Origin of the sequence: Enhygromyxa salina (genome assembly GCF_002994615.1) — a bacterium.
GTDB lineage: Bacteria > Myxococcota_A > Polyangia > Nannocystales > Nannocystaceae > Plesiocystis > Plesiocystis salina_A.
On record NZ_PVNK01000121.1, the window covers coordinates 1 to 16,930 of the forward strand.

General features: G+C 67.9%; 14 protein-coding genes. 7 read left to right on the top strand and 7 right to left on the bottom strand.

Going from position 1 to position 16,930, the window contains the following annotated elements; genetic code table 11:
* The 3 genes from ENSA5_RS35850 to ENSA5_RS12000 all read left to right on the top strand — a co-directional run.
* Nucleotides 1-933, top strand: a 933-nt coding sequence (locus tag ENSA5_RS35850) for a hypothetical protein (protein WP_219906775.1), incomplete at its 5' end; no start/stop codon positions are given.
* A gap of 53 nt (nucleotides 934-986) precedes the next feature.
* Nucleotides 987-2,270 carry a hypothetical protein gene (locus ENSA5_RS37525; RefSeq protein ID WP_181197671.1) on the top strand — a complete coding sequence of 428 codons (1,284 nt, stop codon included), beginning with the start codon at nucleotides 987-989 and terminating at the stop codon, nucleotides 2,268-2,270.
* Nucleotides 2,270-3,163 carry a hypothetical protein gene (locus ENSA5_RS12000; RefSeq protein WP_106391786.1) on the top strand — a complete coding sequence of 298 codons (894 nt, stop codon included), beginning with the start codon at nucleotides 2,270-2,272 and terminating at the stop codon, nucleotides 3,161-3,163. Before ENSA5_RS37525 ends, ENSA5_RS12000 begins: the two co-directional genes overlap by 1 nt.
* A 286-nt stretch (nucleotides 3,164-3,449) precedes the next feature.
* On the opposite strand, the gene ENSA5_RS12005 is transcribed toward ENSA5_RS12000, so the two are convergent.
* The 5 genes from ENSA5_RS12005 to ENSA5_RS35855 form a co-directional block, all read right to left on the bottom strand.
* On the bottom strand, nucleotides 3,450-4,724 hold the full coding sequence (locus ENSA5_RS12005) for a hypothetical protein (RefSeq protein WP_106391787.1): 1,275 nt from the start codon (nucleotides 4,722-4,724) through the stop codon (nucleotides 3,450-3,452).
* 18 nt (nucleotides 4,725-4,742) lie between these two features.
* Nucleotides 4,743-6,230: a hypothetical protein gene (locus ENSA5_RS12010; protein ID WP_106391788.1), complete on the bottom strand. Its 1,488-nt coding sequence runs from the start codon at nucleotides 6,228-6,230 to the stop codon at nucleotides 4,743-4,745.
* An 18-nt stretch (nucleotides 6,231-6,248) separates the two neighbouring features.
* Entirely contained in the window at nucleotides 6,249-6,695 is a 447-nt protein-coding gene (locus ENSA5_RS12015) for a hypothetical protein (RefSeq protein ID WP_106391789.1), read from the bottom strand.
* A 32-nt stretch (nucleotides 6,696-6,727) separates the two neighbouring features.
* Nucleotides 6,728-8,446: a serine/threonine-protein kinase gene (locus ENSA5_RS12020; RefSeq protein WP_181197672.1), complete on the bottom strand. Its 1,719-nt coding sequence runs from the start codon at nucleotides 8,444-8,446 to the stop codon at nucleotides 6,728-6,730.
* A gap of 393 nt (nucleotides 8,447-8,839) precedes the next feature.
* A complete protein-coding gene (locus ENSA5_RS35855; protein ID WP_146155606.1) occupies nucleotides 8,840-9,046 on the bottom strand; it encodes a hypothetical protein in 207 nt (68 codons plus the stop codon).
* Nucleotides 9,047-9,936: 890 nt separating this feature from the next.
* Between ENSA5_RS35855 and ENSA5_RS12030 the strand changes: the two genes are divergently transcribed.
* The 4 genes from ENSA5_RS12030 (at nucleotide 9,937) to ENSA5_RS12050 (ending at nucleotide 14,278) form a co-directional block, all read left to right on the top strand.
* Nucleotides 9,937-10,674, top strand: a complete 738-nt coding sequence (locus tag ENSA5_RS12030; RefSeq protein ID WP_106391792.1) for a hypothetical protein — start codon at nucleotides 9,937-9,939, stop codon at nucleotides 10,672-10,674.
* Nucleotides 10,675-11,491: 817 nt separating this feature from the next.
* Nucleotides 11,492-12,388 (top strand): hypothetical protein, encoded by an 897-nt coding sequence (locus ENSA5_RS12040; protein ID WP_106391793.1) that lies wholly within the window; start codon nucleotides 11,492-11,494, stop codon nucleotides 12,386-12,388.
* Nucleotides 12,389-12,399: 11 nt separating this feature from the next.
* Complete coding sequence (locus tag ENSA5_RS12045) at nucleotides 12,400-13,338, top strand: hypothetical protein (protein ID WP_106391794.1); 939 nt, start codon at nucleotides 12,400-12,402, stop codon at nucleotides 13,336-13,338.
* Between the two features lie 10 nt (nucleotides 13,339-13,348).
* A complete protein-coding gene (locus ENSA5_RS12050) occupies nucleotides 13,349-14,278 on the top strand; it encodes a hypothetical protein (protein WP_106391795.1) in 930 nt (309 codons plus the stop codon).
* A gap of 70 nt (nucleotides 14,279-14,348) precedes the next feature.
* Here the strand turns inward: ENSA5_RS12050 and ENSA5_RS12055 are convergent, their stop codons facing one another.
* On the bottom strand, nucleotides 14,349-15,698 hold the full coding sequence (locus ENSA5_RS12055) for a hypothetical protein (RefSeq protein ID WP_181197673.1): 1,350 nt from the start codon (nucleotides 15,696-15,698) through the stop codon (nucleotides 14,349-14,351).
* A gap of 139 nt (nucleotides 15,699-15,837) precedes the next feature.
* Nucleotides 15,838-16,890, bottom strand: a complete 1,053-nt coding sequence (locus ENSA5_RS12060; RefSeq protein WP_106391797.1) for an aspartate-semialdehyde dehydrogenase — start codon at nucleotides 16,888-16,890, stop codon at nucleotides 15,838-15,840.
* Nucleotides 16,891-16,930 lie beyond the last annotated feature (40 nt).

Consider the following 16,930-nt stretch of genomic DNA (forward strand, 5'->3'; position numbering starts at 1 on the left):
GAGGATGGGGGTGGGGATGGGGATGAAGAGATGCCGTGCGAACCCCCATGCGAAGATGGCTTCTTCTATCTGGCCCACAGTAGCGGTTGTGTGAAATTGGCCGACACGTTGTATGTGAGTGATGTTGAGATGGGGGCGCCATATTATACGACGATTAAAAGTGCGGTGTCGGAAGTTCCTGAGGGCGAGGGCAGCCCGACGCTTATTCTGGTGACGAACAGCTACATTGAAGGGTCTGCTACCATCGGCAGCGGTAAGAAGGTCATAATTGCAGGCGGTAACGTGCGCGCTCGAGCGGAGTTGTCGAGTTCGGACGCTGGCGCCACGCTGCGTGTCAGGCAGGGCGCCGAAGTCCACTTGGTCAGGGTGACTGTTACGAATCGCGGTAATGATGGCGATGGTGGTGGCGACGCCGTTAATATCAAGGATTATGCCTCGCGCTTGTACGTAGATAAGAGCCTTCTGAGGTCGAGGGAGGAAGGATATGGAATAGAGGCGCACGATGCATCCGAGGTGAAGGTCTGGAGTTCCTTCTTGTGGGGCGCGAAGGGCGGTGTGCGGGCGTCGGAAACCGCGGCTATCGAGACCCGCTACTCGACCGTGGCTGGGGGGGGCGATGGGGTCGCGTGGTCGTGCGGCTCGTGGTCTCCCGAGATCGACTTGATTCGGTCGATTGCCTACTCCACGACGCCGTCAACGGGGTGGGGGTGGTGTCAGCCACAGTTGAGCCCGGGTCTGTGGGTCACCGAGGGCTTGGACATGGGCTTCCCCGAATGGTTCGCCAACTACGGCATGCAAGACCTGCATGCAGTCGGCGCGCCACCTCCCGAAGACCACCTCGTGGACCGCGCGGACGGCGACCCCCTCTGCGACATCGACGGCGACCCCATCCCCGAGTTCGGCGGCTACCCCGGCGCAGACCAGGTCCTGTGATAGTTCAATTTCTCAGTCACTCGCAACCTGTACGCTCTGCCCAAGCGAGGGTCATGGGATTGCTGGCCGCGCTCACGGCGGGTGTGGCAGGAGTGTCCTGTGTTGAGTGGATACCCAATGATCAGTATTGCTGGAACGCGCAGGGCGACAAGACGTGTGCGCAGCAGTTCCCGGACGGAAGCCTGCCGTATTGCATCGATGCCTCGTGCGGGGATCCGGGGGCGGCGTCGCCCTACGGCTGCGTTGCAATGCTGCCGGAGGAGCAAGCGTGCTACAGCCCCTGTGGCGATGGTGCGTCAATCCTGGAAGATGCGTGTGACGCCGGCGCCAGTGAGGATGAGGATGAGGATGAGGATGAGGATGAGGATGAGGATGAGGATGAGGATGAGGATGAGGATGAGGGCGAGAGCGGGGATGGGGATGTGGCTGTGGATGAAGAGATGCCGTGCGACCCCCCATGCGAAGATGGCTTCTTCTACCTGGGTCACAGCGGCGGTTGTGTGGAGTTGGCCGACACGTTGTACGTGAGTGATGTTCAGTTGGAGCCGCCATATTATACGACGATTGAAGATGCGGTGTCGGCAGTTCCCGAGGACGAGGTCAATCCGACGCTCATTGTGATGGCGAGCAGTTCCATTGAGGGGTCAGTCACCGTCGGCAGCGGTAAGAAGACCATAATTGCAGGCGGTGACCTGAACGCTCGGGCGGAGTTGTCGAGTGCGAACGTCGACGCCACGCTGCGTGTCAGAGACGGAGCCGAAGTTTACCTGGTTAGGATGACTGTTACGAATTCCAGTGTTGAGGTGGCAGGCGACGCTGTTAATGTCAAAGACGACGGCTCGCGCTTGTACGTCTATCGGAGCCTGCTGAGGTCGAGGAAAAATGGGTATGGAATAGAGGTGCACGATGCATCCGAGGTGAAGGTCTCGAGTTCTTTCTTGTGGGGCACGAAGGGCGGTGTGAAGACGTCGGAATATGCGATGGTCGAAACCCGCTACACGACCGTGGGCGGGGGCTGGCAGGGAGTCGCGTGGTCGTGCGGCTCGTGGTCTTCCGAGATCGACTTGATTCGGTCGATTGCCTACTCCACGACGCCGTCAACGGAGTGGGGGTGGTGTCAGCCACAGCTGAGCCCGGGTGTGTGGGTCACCGAGGGCTTGGACATGGGCTTCCCCGAATGGTTCGCCAACTACGGCATGCAAGACCTGCATGCAGTCGGCGCGCCACCTCCCGAAGACCACCTCGTGAACCGCGCGGACGGCGACCCCCTCTGCGACATCGACGGCGACCCCATCCCCGAGTTCGGCGGCTACCCCGGCGCAGACCAGGTCCCCTAATGCTCAACCTCATCTCAATCTTCCTCACATTCACCCAGATCCCACCCCCACCCGTCATCGAGCGCGACTACCACGCCACGGTCGAGAACCTGAGAAAAACCGACGAAGACGCAAACCGCGACCCCATCAACTCCGTCGCGGCGCTCACGGCGGCCATCGAATCCCTGAACAGCTTCACCCCCGAGCTCGCCCAAGACCCACAGAGCCTCGCGCTGCGCCAGTTCGCCCGCCTCAACCTCGCCCGCGCGCACCTGCTCGACGGTCAGCCAGAGCGCGCCGCAGCGGTCATGGATGAGGCGATCCGCGAGGCCATGGGCGCGCAGCTGCCCGCAGACAAGCTGGGTCCGAGCCTCGCGGAGCTCTACCAGGACCGCCTCGTCGCCCTCGCGGCTGAGGGACGCGCGAGCTTGGTCGTCACTTGCGACGCCCCATGCCGAGTCTACGTCGACGAACGCGAGGTCGGCCAAGACCCACCGCCGCTGCTGCTCGGGCGCTACCGGGTCTGGGTCGAGGACGTCGCGGGCACGCGCGAAACTCTGCGTGAGGAGCTCGCGCTCACGCAGGCGGATCAGACCTACGAGCTCGTCTTTTCTGCGCTCGAGCTCCCCGTGGCGGCTCCGACCGAGCCGTCGACGAAGCCTCCGCGCATCATCCCGCGCTGGGCGAGCCTCACCTTGTTGGCGGCCGGGGCAGCCGTGATGGCGGCCGGTGGCGCCGCGATCGGCGTCGGCAACAAGAGCGAGAAAGTCGGTGGCATGGTCGGCGGCGCGGTCGTCTTGGGCATCGGCGGGGCCGCCCTGGCCAGCGGCGTGGTCAGCTTGGGCGTGGACGCGTACCGAGCCTCTCACGCGCGCGGGCACCAGGCCACGCTCAGCTGGGCCGTGCGTTTCTAGTCTTCAAGGGGCCTTTCAAAAAGGCCCCTCGCTGCGGCGGCAAAGCCCCCTCCGCTCACCCCAAACGCTCGCCTGTCGGCTCGTACTCGAGGAGCCGTTCAAAAAGGCCCCTCGCTGCGGCGGCAAAGCCCCCTCCGCTCACCCCCAAACGCTCGCCTGTCGGCTCGTACTCGAGGAGCCGTTCAAAAAGGCCCCTCGCTGCGGCGGCAAAGCCCCCTCCGCTCACCCCAAACGCTCGCCTGTCGGCTCGTACTCGAGGGGCCGTTCAAAAAGGCCCCTCGCTGGGCTAATCCCGCGAGCGAGGGGCGGCGCGCAGCTTGAAGCGCCCGCTCAGCGGTCCGCTCAGCTTGGTCGGGCTGCGGGCGTCGAACACGGGCGCCCGGGCGGCGCGAGGCTTGAGCTCCTCGAGCATGATCCGCGCGGGTCCGTCGGGCCGCAGCCCCGGATCCTCGTCGAAGCGCAGGGCGAGCTCGTCGAACAGGGCCTCGCGCAAGGTGATCGGCACGGCACAGCACAGCGCCGCGGCGATGGAGATCGGCATGTCCACGAGCGCGCCAAAGCGTCGGCGTTGGCCGCTCGGCCACTCGCGGGCGTGCTCGTCAAACCATTCACGCCACAGGTCGGGGTCCCGACACAGCCGCGACCCGCTCGCCGGGGTGCTCGTGTCTTGGGCCTCGAGCAGCGGCGCACCGGTGATCAGGAACAGCGCGCCCGCGACCAGCGCTCCGAGCTCGCGCTCGCCGAGCAGCTCGATCAAGGGCCCAAAGCTCGACGACGCCCCACGCAGGGCGACGGCCGTGACCAGCTCCGTGCTCGGTTCTCGCTCGAGCTCCGCGAGCAGCCAGCTGCCCGGGACCTCGAAGGCCAGGGCCTGCCCCAGCGGCGACCAGCGAGTGACCGCGTCCGACTTCTCGAGCAAGCGCGCGACTCGGGGGTCTTTGAGCTTGAGGCAGGCGACGGCGATCGTGCTCCACAGCGTCGGCCGCTTGGCGCGGCCGAGGAGCACCTGCAGCAGCTCGAGCGCGGGTCGATGGCGGAGCTCACCGAGGGCCCAGACGAAGGCGGGGTCGACCTCGGTCTTGCGCTCGAGCACGAAGCGCGTGAGCGCGTCGCCGAGCGCGGTGATCCGTCGACAGCCGAGCGCCCGCGCGAGGATCGGGCCGAGCGTGGCCGACTCGAGCGAGAGTTCGAGCTGCCTCGCCCAGGCGTCCGTCAGCTCCAACGCGAGGGCCGACTCCAGCGCTGGGCCGACGCTCGGGTCTTCGCGGACGCGAGCGTCGAAGCGCGTGAGGACCGAAGTGTCCGAGCCCCGGCAGAGCGCTCGGGTGGCCGCGTGGACCCGGCCAGCGTCGCCCGAGTCGACAGCCTCGACGCAGACCTCGGCGGCGAGCTCACGCCCGCGAGCGAGGGCGTCGACGTGGGCGTCGATGCGATCTTCGAGCTCGGCGAGGTCACTGAGCCTGGTCTCGGGTCGCTCGAGGTGCTCGCGCCGACGCTGATAGAGCGCGGCACAGATCTCGAGGTCCTCGATGTAGAGCGCGCGACGAAGGGCGTGGGACATCGGCTGGCCTCTCGATGATCAGGTTGAAGACCACGGGAACCCGCGCTCGAAGTCGATCGCCGCGAGCCCGGCCGCGTCGAGCTCGGTCGTGAGCTCGTGGGCGAAGCCGTCGAGGCGCAGCGCGGGCAGCTGCGGCGCCCGGATCCCGAGCTCCCGGGCCAGGGCCGCGCGATGTCGGGCGCCGAGGGCAGCGATCCCGAGGCGCACGCCCTCAGCGTCGAAGTTGCCGCCCGCGAGCCAGCGGCCGTCGGTCCAGAACCGGGCGCTGGCTTGCTGCCACCAGTCGAGGTCGGCGTCGGGGTTGGCGCACAGGTGGGTGAGGCATGCGCGGGCGAGCTTTGGGTGGGTGTCGAGGCGCGCGAGCGCGAGCTCGATCGCCTCGGCTCGACCGGTGAGCGCCGCGCACCACAGCGCATGCGGTGGCGCGGCGTCGTCGCGGGCCCAGGCGATCAGCCGACGCTGACCTTCGAGCGTCGCGAGCGAGGCCGCGAGCTCGGACAGCCGCGGGCGGTCGGGGGCCATCGCCAGGTCCTGACACTGGGCCCACGCGATGTCCATGTCGATGCGCAGCCCCGCCGTGATCGCGGCGTCGTGGACCCTCGGGTCGGCCTCGTGAATCCGCGCGACGATCGCCGAGAAGCGATACTGACGCTCGGGGTCGACCGCCAGCAGCTCGAAGCCCGCACACACCAGCGCAGGATCGAGCGAATCGAGGTAGCGGGTCAGGAGCTCGCCGCCGGGATCCAGCCCACGGCGAACAAGCAGTCGCGCCCACGCGCACGCGCGCCAGGAGAACTGCGCGATGGCGGCGCTGCGCAAGGTCGCGTCGGCCGTCGGCCCGCGCCACAGCGCGAGCGCGTCGAGAACCTCGGAGCGCTCGAAGTCGGCCTCGGGCAGGAGCTCACTGAGCAAGGTCAGGGTCTCGGTCTCGCGGTGCTCGAGCAGCGCGAGCGCGGCCACGACTCGGGCCTCGGGTGAGGGCGGATCGCGGACGCACGCGAGCAGCGGCGCGCTGTCGGCGGCCGTGAATTGGGCGACGAGCATCATCATCGCGTCACTCCACCCGCGCTCGGGCCCGGCCGCGATCGCCACGAGGTCGCGGGGTCCCGCCATCGCGCGTCGCCACTGTGCATAAGCATTGACCGCGACCTCGAAGTGAAAGGTCAGGTCGCTCGACATCAGCGGCGCGGGGGCCTCGGCCGGCGGCGCTGGCAGCAGCGTGTCCATCTTGACCAGCGTCGTCGCGTCGACCGGCGGCGCGAGGTCGAGCCCGAGCTCCTCGAACCCAAGGCAGGCCGTCGCGTCCTCGGTTGGGGGCGGAGGCTCCGGCGGCGTGAGGCCGAGCTGCTCGTAGGTCGCCGCGTACATCGTGCGCTCGTTGGTCCAGCGTCGAGTCCCGCGCTTGACGGCGGGCACGCCTCGCCGACGTCGCCACAGCAGCAGCGCGGCCGCAAAAATGAGCGCGAGCGCTGCACCAATGAGAACGACGATGCTCGCGCTGCTCACGACGACTCCAGGGGCCGCTCAGCTTCGTGGCGGTTGTGGCAAGGGACGACCTTGGGATGCACGGGGCACGGGGTTGGTGCGCAGCTGATCCTCGTGGGCGGTCGGAGCGTCCTCGTCGCGGCCCGCGTCGGCTGGGATCTGTGTATCGGGGAGCAGCTGAGTGCGGTCCGGCGGGATGGTTTTTTTGAGGAAGAATCGAGTCGACATCTCGTCGAGCTGGTCCGGCCGCTGTGCCGACGCATCGGCGCTCGTCGGCGTGGGCGAGACGCTCACCCCGGGCGCGATGAAGCTCGGCCGAGTCTTGGCTCGTGGTTCGGGCTGGAGGCCAACGATTGACTCATGGGGCTGGGCGCGCTCGCGCTCGCTTGGTCGGACGGTCCACGGCCAGCTCGGATCGTAGGCCCACAGCCACCAAGCGATCGCAAACAACACCACCGCCGCCGTGATCCCAAATCCGAGGATCATGATTGTTGTGAACGTTGCGAAAATCATGCGGGTTAGCGGATCTCGCTGAGCTCAAACTTCCCGGGTTTGGTCATCAAGATCTCATATTTCACGCCAGGCGCGAAGGTTGCGCGGCCGATTCGCCGCCACGGGAGAGAAGGCTGCGTTCGGATCCGAATGGTGTGAGTCCCCACAGGCAAGCGGACCGTTTGATTGGGCTGAAGTATCAGCCGTCGGCCGCCGATCTTGACGTAGAGCGATCGGAAGTTGCCAGCGAACAACTTGACCCTCACGCGTTCTTTGACCTTCGGCTCGGGCTTCGGCTCGGGCTCGGGCTCGGGCTCGAGTTCGGGCTCGGGCTCGAGTTCGGGTTCCGGCTCGAGTTCGAGGTCAGAGTCAAGCTCAGGTTGCGGCTCGGGCTCGGGCTCGGGCTCGGGCTCGGGCTCGGGCTCGGGCTCGGGTTCGGGCTCGGGTTCGGGCTCGGGCTCGGGCTCGGGGGGCGGCGCTGGCGGGGCTTCGACTACTTCGGCGGGCGGGAGCTGCACGGCCCAGAAGCGGGGACCCACGCGCTCCTTTGCGTCAGCCGCGTCCCGAATGGCGACCCCGACGCTCGACGTGCCGATGAGCATCCCAAAGGCGGCCACGATTGGAGCCGCGACGCGGTTGAAGCGGCTTCGCGCCGACCCCCGGCGCAGCGAGCTCACGCCAGTGGTGTCGACCGCCTCGTCGTCGAGCCGCCCGAAGGTCGCCGATGTCGACGCGTTGACTCCACGCCACCACTTGCGGCTACCCGAGCTCCAGCTCGATGATGTCGATTGAGCGGCGCGGACGGGCTGGACGCTGCTCCCGATCGAGAAGGCCTCGGTCGGCGGACACAGGTCACGAAAACGCATGACGTAGTCTTCGAGCTCAATCGCCGCGTTTTGGTAGCCGCTCCACTGCGTCAACATGCGCAGCGCCGACCGAGCGCTGCCGATGCGCTGGCGGGGATCGGGCATGAGGAGTCCGTACAAGACCTGCTCGATCTCGGCCGGGACGCCAGTCGACTGGGCCAGCGGCGGGATCTCTCCCGCCAGAATCATCGACAGCAAGGCCACGTCGTCGTCGGTGTCGCGGAAGCGCCGACCCTCGAGGAGCTCGTGGAGCACGGCCCCGGTTGCGAACAGATCAACGGTGGGGTCGCGCGAATTGCCCTGGAGCTGCTCGGGCGGCATGTAGCGGAGCTTGCCCTTGACGTGGGCCCCGGCCGTGTCTTCGGTCGAGAACCTCGCGACGCCGAAGTCCATCAGCTTGACCTCGCCCGCGACCGAGAGCATCACATTTTGCGGTGACACGTCTCGATGCACGATCGAGGCCGAGTCCTCGACCCGGAGATTGTGGGCATGGTCGAGGGCGCGGAGCAGCTCACCGACGATGTAGGTCGCGACGTGGAGCGGCAGGCGTTCGTGGCGCGCTCTCAGGGTCGCGTTGAGCTGGGCGAGGTTGATGCCGTCGACCCACTCCATGGCCATGAAGCACTCGCCGTCACACTCGTCGACGTCAAACACGTGCACGATCGACGAGTGGTTGAGCAGCATCGACAGCCGCGCCTCGGACAGGAACATCTGTCGATAGTCTTCCTTCGTGCGGGACACCGCGTTCAGTAGCTTGATGGCCACGGTCTTGCGCGCGCCCATCCGCGTGCGTTCGGCCATCCATACTTCAGCCATCCCGCCCGCGCCGATCTGATGGGTGAGGGTGTAGGCGCCCAGCTGCCTGTTGGGTTTGTTCATGCCGAGGGCTTCGTTCGTGGCCATAGTCGTGAGCCCGCGCCGAGTGTTCGCTTGTTTGTTTGGACCCCCCCCCGAACGCGACGGGCAACACGGCGACTGAGCCTCACGAGCCGTGGCGCCAGCATGACGCAACTCCTCTCCATGTTCAGCGCCTCCGGCGAGGACGACTCCACGCAGTCGTTCACGCTCGCCGAGATCGAGCTGATGCGCGCGACCGTCGGTCCGCGTGTATATGTGGTGAGGCCCGAGGACTTCGTCGGCTTTGGTGATGCGGGGACCCCCCCGGGGATGATCGGGAGCGGCAACGCGGCGTCGCTCACGATCGTCGGTTGCGTGGAGCCGCGAGCGCTCGAACAAAGGGGAGCGTCGACCGCTCTTTGTGACTGCCCGGCGTCACACGATTCGGGCCCGCCTTCGACCCCGGCCGTGGACGACGCGGCGGCCGCGGACGTTCCTGTCGCCCGGGTCGGTCCGTTGGGGTGGGCGCCTGCGCAGGCCGAGGTCGCCGCCGCGCCGGAGCTCATCGAGGACGAAGCTCCGACGGCGAAGATCCTGCTCGAGCACGAACAAGGCGGGGAAGATGGAGATGTCGAGTCCCAAGCAGGGGGCGGCATCGAGCGAAGCTGGCGGCCGTGGTTGGTGGTCCCAGGGGTGCTGGCGATGGTCCTGGTGCTGCTTGGTCTCGTGATCGCGCTGTGGCCCCAGGCCGAGCTCGAAGTCGAGGACGAGCCAAGCGCGACCGGAGCCGGGGCCACCGAGTCTTTGCCCCGGGTTGCTAGCAGCCCGGGGGGCAATGCATCGTGTCGCCTCGCGCCGGAATTTTTGCCGAGGGCGCGAAGCCAAAACGCTGCTGTACCGGGCGTACTGCAAGTTTTGGCGACAAAGCTCTCGGCGAAAAGGCCAAGCGAGGCGGCGCGAGGCATTGCACCCCGGGCTGCGAGCCAAGCGCCCCCGTCAGATCTGGCCAGGGGTGAGGAGGTCGAGGCGCCAGCGCGAGCTGTGGAGCTGTTCGAGGAGCCGCTCGATTCGACCCTGGCAGCGGCGAGTGAGGAGCTTGGGGCAAAGACAAGCGAGGCGAAGTCCGCGACGAGCGAGGTCTCGGCGTCAGAGACTCGGCCTTGCCTGGCGACCCGCCGGAGCGCCCAACAAGCGTACACTGCCGGAGACTGGGACCGTGTGGAGGCGCTCACTCGCAGGTGGCGGTGCTGGTCTGACGCGAGGGTGGTCATGCGCATGCGCATGAATGCGCTATTCGAGACTGGTGACCACCGCGAGTGTGTGAGGACCGGCAAAGGTTCCAGGGACCCCACAATCGTGACACTGACAAAACGATGCACGCTGGCGCAACGATGAAGTGGTCTGAACGTGGGGTGGTGTTGGTCGCGTCACTCATGATGGGGGGGCTGGCGCGAGCCGAGCGTCCGTCACCGTCACCGTCACCGCCACCGCCAGCGGAACCACCGCCACCGCCGCCCGGGTCGCCCTCAGACGTGGAAGGGACCCCGGTCACCCTGGCCGTCGACGTGGGCATCCTCGACGTGCCGGTCGCCGGGCGGATCGGCCGGGCGCTCAGTGACCAGATGCCGAAGGTGTTGCGGCGAAAAGGCCTCTCAATCGTGACCGAAGATGAGGTGGCGCTCCTCGAACTTCGGGTGGACCTGCCGGACCCCGACCTGCGGGAGTATTTGATCAGCGTCAAGATAACCATGAATGAGGCGCAGGCCGGGGAGAGCCTGGCCGATTGGCGGACCTGCTTGGCCTGCACGGAGCTCGGTGTCGTGGACGAGACGCTGGCCCTCGTGTCCTCGCTCGTCTCGCGCCTGCCGGAGCCGGAGCCGGAGTCGAAACTGGCGCCACCGCCGATACTCGAGCTGGAGCCCGAGCCTTCGCCAGCGCCAGCGCAGCGCGGGCGACGTCGGGGCCTCAAGCTCGGGCCGCTCGGACTCACGAGCGTCGCCGCGATCGTGGGCGGTCTCGCTTCGGCTGGAGCTGGTGGCCTGCTGATTGACCTCGGCACCGATGATACGTCGTTGTACTCTCATCACGGCCTGGATCCCCGCCTCGTCGGCATGTCCTTGGTCGGGGGCGGCGCGGGCGTGGCGGTGTTGGGTGCTGTGTGTCTCGTGGTTGACGTCGAGGTCCTCGAGCGCCGCCGACAGCGGCGGTTTGACCTCTCGATTGAAGTGTCCCCGTCCAGCGCGGGGCTGTGGATGACAGGGAGCTTTTGAGATGAACACGAAGAGCTGTGGGCGATTTGTAATTGTTGGGCTTTCGGGCCTGGTGGCCGGCCTTGGTCTGGTGGCATGCGGCGGGCTTTGGGACTATGGGAAGGACCTCGATCACTGTTGGTGGAACGAGGGGGACAGGACCTGTGAGGAGCGGTATGGTGATGAGCGGCCATATTGTTCGAGGGATGGTGACCCGTGCAGAATCGCGTCCCCGTTCGAGGACGGGTGCGTGGGGTTCAAGCCCTATGATGCGGAATGTCATAGCCCCTGCGGCGACGGGCAGTCTGCTGCGGTGGTCGGCGAGTGTGGCGTCGCGGACGGGGGGGATGGGGACGGAGACGGGGGTGGGGCTGGGGGTGGGGACGGTGATGGTGTTGGGGATGGTGATGGGTATGGCGATGGAGTCGGGAATGGTGAGGGGGATAGGGGCGGTGACGGGAACGGTGACGATGACGGTGACGGTGACGGGGATGGAGACGGAGACGGAGATGAATGCGGCGACGAGTGCGACGAGGAGCGCGACGACGAGTGCAGTGGCGAAAGTACGGGGACGATGTCTGGTGGATCTGAGTCAGGCGATGGCACAGGGTGTGACGATGGTCCGATGCCGTCCTGAGCGTGTGTCTGCTCGCGTTTTTGCGATGATACGTATGTGCAGACGAAAAATGTATGGAGCAGACGCCGCCGCTTGGCGAGCAAGAGGTGTTCGGCGGGGTCGGGAAATGCGACGACGGCAACAGTGATGATGGGGAGAATGCAGCAGTCTCAGGTTGAGTGTGCCCGAATGTGCAGATTTTGACGTGACGTCTGGAAACCCATGATGACCGCATCAATTCTCCTGCTCAGCCTCATCCTCACCACCTCAGCCCCGCAGCCCGAGTCGCCCTACGCGATCGCAGTCAACAATCTAACGAAGGCCGACGCAGCCCTCAGCGTCGACCCCGAGCGCAAGAGCGACGAACTCCTCACCGCGCTCACAAACCTCACCCTGTTCCCCGCCAGCGTCGCGAGCGACCCCGAGACCCAGGCCCTCCAGAGCCTCGCCCAGCTCAACCTCGCGCGCTCATACCTGCTCGCAGACAGGCCCGAGCTCGCAAGCGCGGTCATCGACGAGGCCATCCGGACCGCGCACGGCCAGGAGCTCGCTGCAGCGGTCATGGGCCCAACCCTCGAGGACCTCTACCACGAGCGCCTCGCCGCCCTCGAGCTGGCCGGGCGAGCGCGCCTGCGAGTCCGCTGCTCGATCCCGTGTCGCGTCTACGTCGATGAGCGCGAGACCCCGCTGTTGTCGGGTCCGCTCTACCTCGGCCCCTACCGCGTGTGGGTCACGGACGCGAGCGGGGTGCGACCGCCCTTGCGTGAACCTGTCATGCTCAGGAGCGCGGGCGAGGTCGTCGAGATCCACTATCAGCCACCCGCGCCCCGGCCCTACGGCGGGGTCGATCGCTCACCGCCAGAGCAACGGGAGATGCGACGGATGCTGCCGCGCGGGGCGGAGATCGCCATGGTTGCGCTCGGCGTCGGGCTCGCTGGCGTCGGAGGGTGGTTGCTCTCAGGCCGCGACTTCGACATCGAGGGCGCGGCTGTCATCGGCGCTGGCGGGCTGAGCTTCACGATCGGTGGCGTGCTGCTGATCGTCGACGAGAACCGAGTCGCGCGGGGAGGGGCGTCACCGGCCCGATCGCGCTCAGGGCTACGCTCCCGAACTCAATGACAGGATCCGCGATGCTCCCGCTACTCACGATCATCCCCCTCTTGTTCGCTTCCACCGCAGCTCCGACACCCGAGACCACTGAAGGCGAGGCCACGGAGGCGCCCGCGCCCGCGCTCGAGCAGCCCGAGTTCGACGCCGCGGTCGAGCGGCTTGGCGAGGCCGACAGCGAAGCCAACCGCGACCCGGTGGCTGCGGCGGAGGCGCTCACTGAGGCCATCTCCGCGCTGCAGGAGTTTGGTCCGGAGCTCGCGGCTGACGAGGAGGCCCGCGAGCTCCGTCAGTACGCGCGCCTCAACCTCGCGCGCGCGCACTTGCTCGCCGAGGAGCCCGAGCTCGCGGCCGAGGTGATGGACGAGGCCCTGCGCGAGGCGATGGGCGAGACGCTCCCGGCGGCAGACTTCGGGCCGAGCCTCGAGGATCTCTACGCCGAGCGCCTCGCGGCCCTCGAAGCGCTGGGCCGCGCCTCCTTGGTGGTCCGCTGCGAGCTGCCGTGCAAGATCTATGTGAACGAGAATGAAGTCGGGCCGGAGCTCCCGCCGCTGCTGCGTGGGACCTATCGCGTGTGGGTTGAGAGCCCAAGCGGTCAGCGCCCCGCGGTCCGCGAGCTGGTCGAGCTCAGCGAGCCCGACGCGTCCTATGAGGTCGAGTTCGCACCGATCGTCAAACAGCCGGCGGTCGTCGAGGAGCCCCCGAAGCCTGTCGGTCGGCTCCTGCCGCGCTGGAGCGAGATCGCCCTGACCCTCGTCGGCACCGGTCTGACGACGACGGGCGCGGTCTTGATGGGCCTGGACCATAAAGACAACTTCCAGACCATGGGTGTCGGCGCGGCGACCTTGGTCGTGGGCGCCACCGTGCTGACGGTCGGGGTCGTCACGCTGAGCGTCGACGAGCGGCGCGTCGCCAGAGGCGCCAGCCGTCAGGCGATGATCTCCTGGACCACGAAATTTTAGGATGGTGCGTATGTTTGCATACCTCGCCCTGCTCCTCTCGCTCGCTGGCGCAGGTCTGGAGACCGAGCGCGGGCCCGGTGAGGTCGGCGGTCGAGCAAGCGAGGACAGCCTGAGCGAGCTCGCGGAGCTCGCCGCAGACATCATGGGTGACCCACGCTCGAGCGCCGGCCAAGAGGGTGCTCTGGCTGCCCTCAATCGGGGGCGCCTGAGGCTCGCTGAGCTCTACCTCGCGGACGAGGATGTCGCGCGCGCGGTCGCGGTCCTCGATGCCGCGATTCGCAGCGGAGGGGGGGAGGTGTTGGGCGTCGCGGACTTCAGCGTCGCGCTGATCGAACTCTACGATGCACGGCGTGAGGCGCTCGCGGCGAGCGGGCTCGAGAGCGTCGAGGTCGAACGTGGCGTCCCGGGTCGGGGCGTGACCGACGAGCGCGACGTGAGGCGGGGAGAGAGCTTCGCGCTCGGGCCCCATCGCTTGCCCGTGCAGGCCTCGAACGACGATTTCGATCCGCTCGAGATCGATCTGAAGCTGAGGGCGGAGGCCCCGACGGCGCCGTCCGACCTCGGTCAAAGCGCGGCCGTGGACGACGGGCTCCGAGGCGACGACGGCCCCCCAGCGCCAGCTCTTCGCCCGAGAGCGCAGATCGGGGGCCTCGGAGTCACGGGAGCTGCGATGGCGGCCGGCGGGATCGGAGCGATCATCGCGGGTGTCCTGATCATCGGCGAGCCGCCGAGTGGCTCGCCCGACGGGCCCTACGTTCGAAGCTTCGCCCCTGGCGGCATGATCGTTACCGGAGTCGGCGCGGTCGGTGTCGCGGTTGGTGTGGTTGCCCTCACCCTCGACCTGGCCGTGGTCGGCCGCAGGCGTCCCGCGCGAGCGCTGAGCGTCGGGGTTGACGCGACCTCGACCCGCGCGGGCTTGCGACTGAGGGGCAGCTTTTGAGCCGTCGACGCCGCCAGGCACATCTGCGGTCGGTCCTGCCGCTGTCGCTCGGCGCTCGCAGGATGCCCGGTCAATCCACCGCCAGCGCCCGGACGCACAGCACCCGCACGTCGGTCGCATCCTTGGAGACCGGCTCGATCGAGCGCTCGGCGAGATCGAGCACGTACACGTGGTCGTTCCCGTTCCCGACACTCGTGGCCAGGGTGCTCGACCAAAAGCGCTCGCGCTCCAACATCCGCGCCCCCCGCAAGGTCTTGAGCTCGTCGAGGCTCGGCAGCCGCCAGCCTCGGACCCCGCGAAAGGACTTGAGGCGGCAGTTTGTCGACGCGTCGCGCCAGGGCTCGACCCCCTCGGCGCGGGCGACCACGATCAGATCGATCGCCCGCATGTCGCCGCTGGCGATCGCCTCACGGATGACCTCGGCCTCGTCGACGTCCTGGCCGCCTTCGGTCTCGGTCTCCGACTCGCCGGTCTCGGTCTCGGTCTCGGTCTCGGTCTCGGTCTCTTCGCTCCCGGTCGCCGCGGACCCCTCGTCTGGCTCGGCGACGGCGCCGGGGTTGGCACCCCCGCCCGCGTCGAGCGCGGGTTGAGGCGGCGCGACCGTGGGGGCGCCGCGACCCCGGGCCGTGGGGGTCGCCTCGTGATCCTGAATGAAGATCAACAGCGCCGTCCCGGCGACCGCCAGCAGGATCAAGAACAGCACCACCGGCATCCACGGGTTCGAGGACTCGCTGGGCGCGGCGACGATCGGCGTGGCGGGCGGCTTGTCGTCGGACTCGGGCTCGTCGGACTCGGGTTCGTCGGACTCGGGCTCGGCGTCGGGCGCGGGGGCGGCCTTGGGAAAGGGCTTCGGGAGCGGCTCGTCTTCGCCCTGCTTGCGCGCGGGGGTTGCGTAGGGGCCGGAGACGGATGGTTCGCGCTTGGGGCGAACACGGGAGCCGCGGCTGGAGACCGCGTCAGAGCCGACCGCGGAGATGTCGGTCACGCCGACGACGTCGCGAAAGCGATTGTTGTCTTTGTTCGTGCTCGTGTCGGCCGGGGCGTGGCGGCGAGGATCGTCCTTCGCAGCCTTCGCCTTGACGATCGCGGTGTTGACGGTCTCCGCCATCGCCAGGATCTCGTCGGGCTCGACGAGGAGCTCGGCGAGGTAGTGCTGCGGCCCCTTGCGCGCGCTGTAAACCCCGGCGATGCGACGGAACTCCGCCGGCCCCAGCGCCTCGGACAGGCAGATCACGAATATCCGCGCGCCAGCCTCCTCATCGAGGGCTGGGCCGAGTTTGTGGGGATCTACGTCAATACCCTCGAGCAGCGTGGCCGAGACGCCGCCCCGCCTGAGGTGCTTGACGAGTGGGCGAAGATCCGCGGCGTCCTCCGCTGCGCAACACAGAGTCACCGCAATGCCGTGGCTCGCTGGATCCATGCTTGACGCGAGTCCTCATGCGACGACTCGGGTGCGGTGTATACCGCAATTTAGTGGTGACGCGTACAGTATCGGCACAAAAAGCGCGGTTGCGCGCTCACGCCTATCGCGCGGATGGCCGCGGGGAGGGGTCGTCCGGCTAGGCCTGACGAAGGGACGGGATGCCCAGTAGGGGATCGCTGGCCGGGAACCACGCTGACGCGATGCGGACGGCGTTCGTCGCCGCTCCGAGGCGCAGGTTGTCGGCGGCCACGGTCAGGCACCAGCGGCGGCCGTCGGTGTCACGGTTGTCTTTGCGCAGGCGTCCGACGAGCGCGTGATCACGACGATGGACGGTAGCGAGGGCAGTCAGCCCCGCGCCATCGGCCCCGGGGTGGTAGTGGACGAAGGGTCCGGAGGCGAGGGCCTCGGAGATCTCTTCCGCGTCAGCGCCGCGCTCGAGCTCGATCCACACGTTCTCGTAGTGCCCGGCCGGGACTGGCACCCGGCAGCACTGGGCCGAGATCCCGAGCTCGGGCAGCTCGAGGATCTTGCGGCTCTCGTTGACCAGCTTGCGCTCCTCGGACGAGAAGCCCGAGTCGTCGGTCTTGCCGCTGTGCGGGACGACGTTGCCGGGGTACTCGGCCGGGTCGAGCAGCTCGCCCCACAGCTCACCCGCGGTCTGCATCCGGGTGAAGCCCTCGACGGTCATGTCGACGAAGCGCGAGAGCGGGGCGAGGCCGGCTCCGGAGATCGCCTGGTAGCTGCTGACGGTGATCTCGCCGAGCCCGAAGCGCGCGCGCAGCGGCTCAAGGGCGAGGGTCAGGGGGATCGTCGTGCAGTTGGGGTTGGCGACGAGCTTGGTCGCGGAGGTCGCGCGGTGGTGGTTGACGCCGGCGACGACCAGCGGCACCTCGGGGTTCATTCGATAGGTGTTGCTCTTGTCGATGACCCGATAGCCGAGCTCGACGAGGCGTGGGCAGTAGCGGGCGCTGTACTGATCGTCGAGGGCGACGAAGGCGAGGTCGCCCCCGGGCGCGTCGCCGCGCTCGAGCGAGCTCGCCGCCTGAACCTCGTGGGTGTCGCCGCCGTGCGCGAGGGTCTGGTCGCGGCTCGCGTAGAGGGCGAGCTCGGCGGTCGGCCAGGCGCGGGCGATCAGGGTGAGCAATTCGCTGCCGACGAGGCCGGTAGCGCCGAGGATGCAGATGCGCATGCGCGGAGCCTAACAGCCTGCTGGTGAACCCCCTACATTG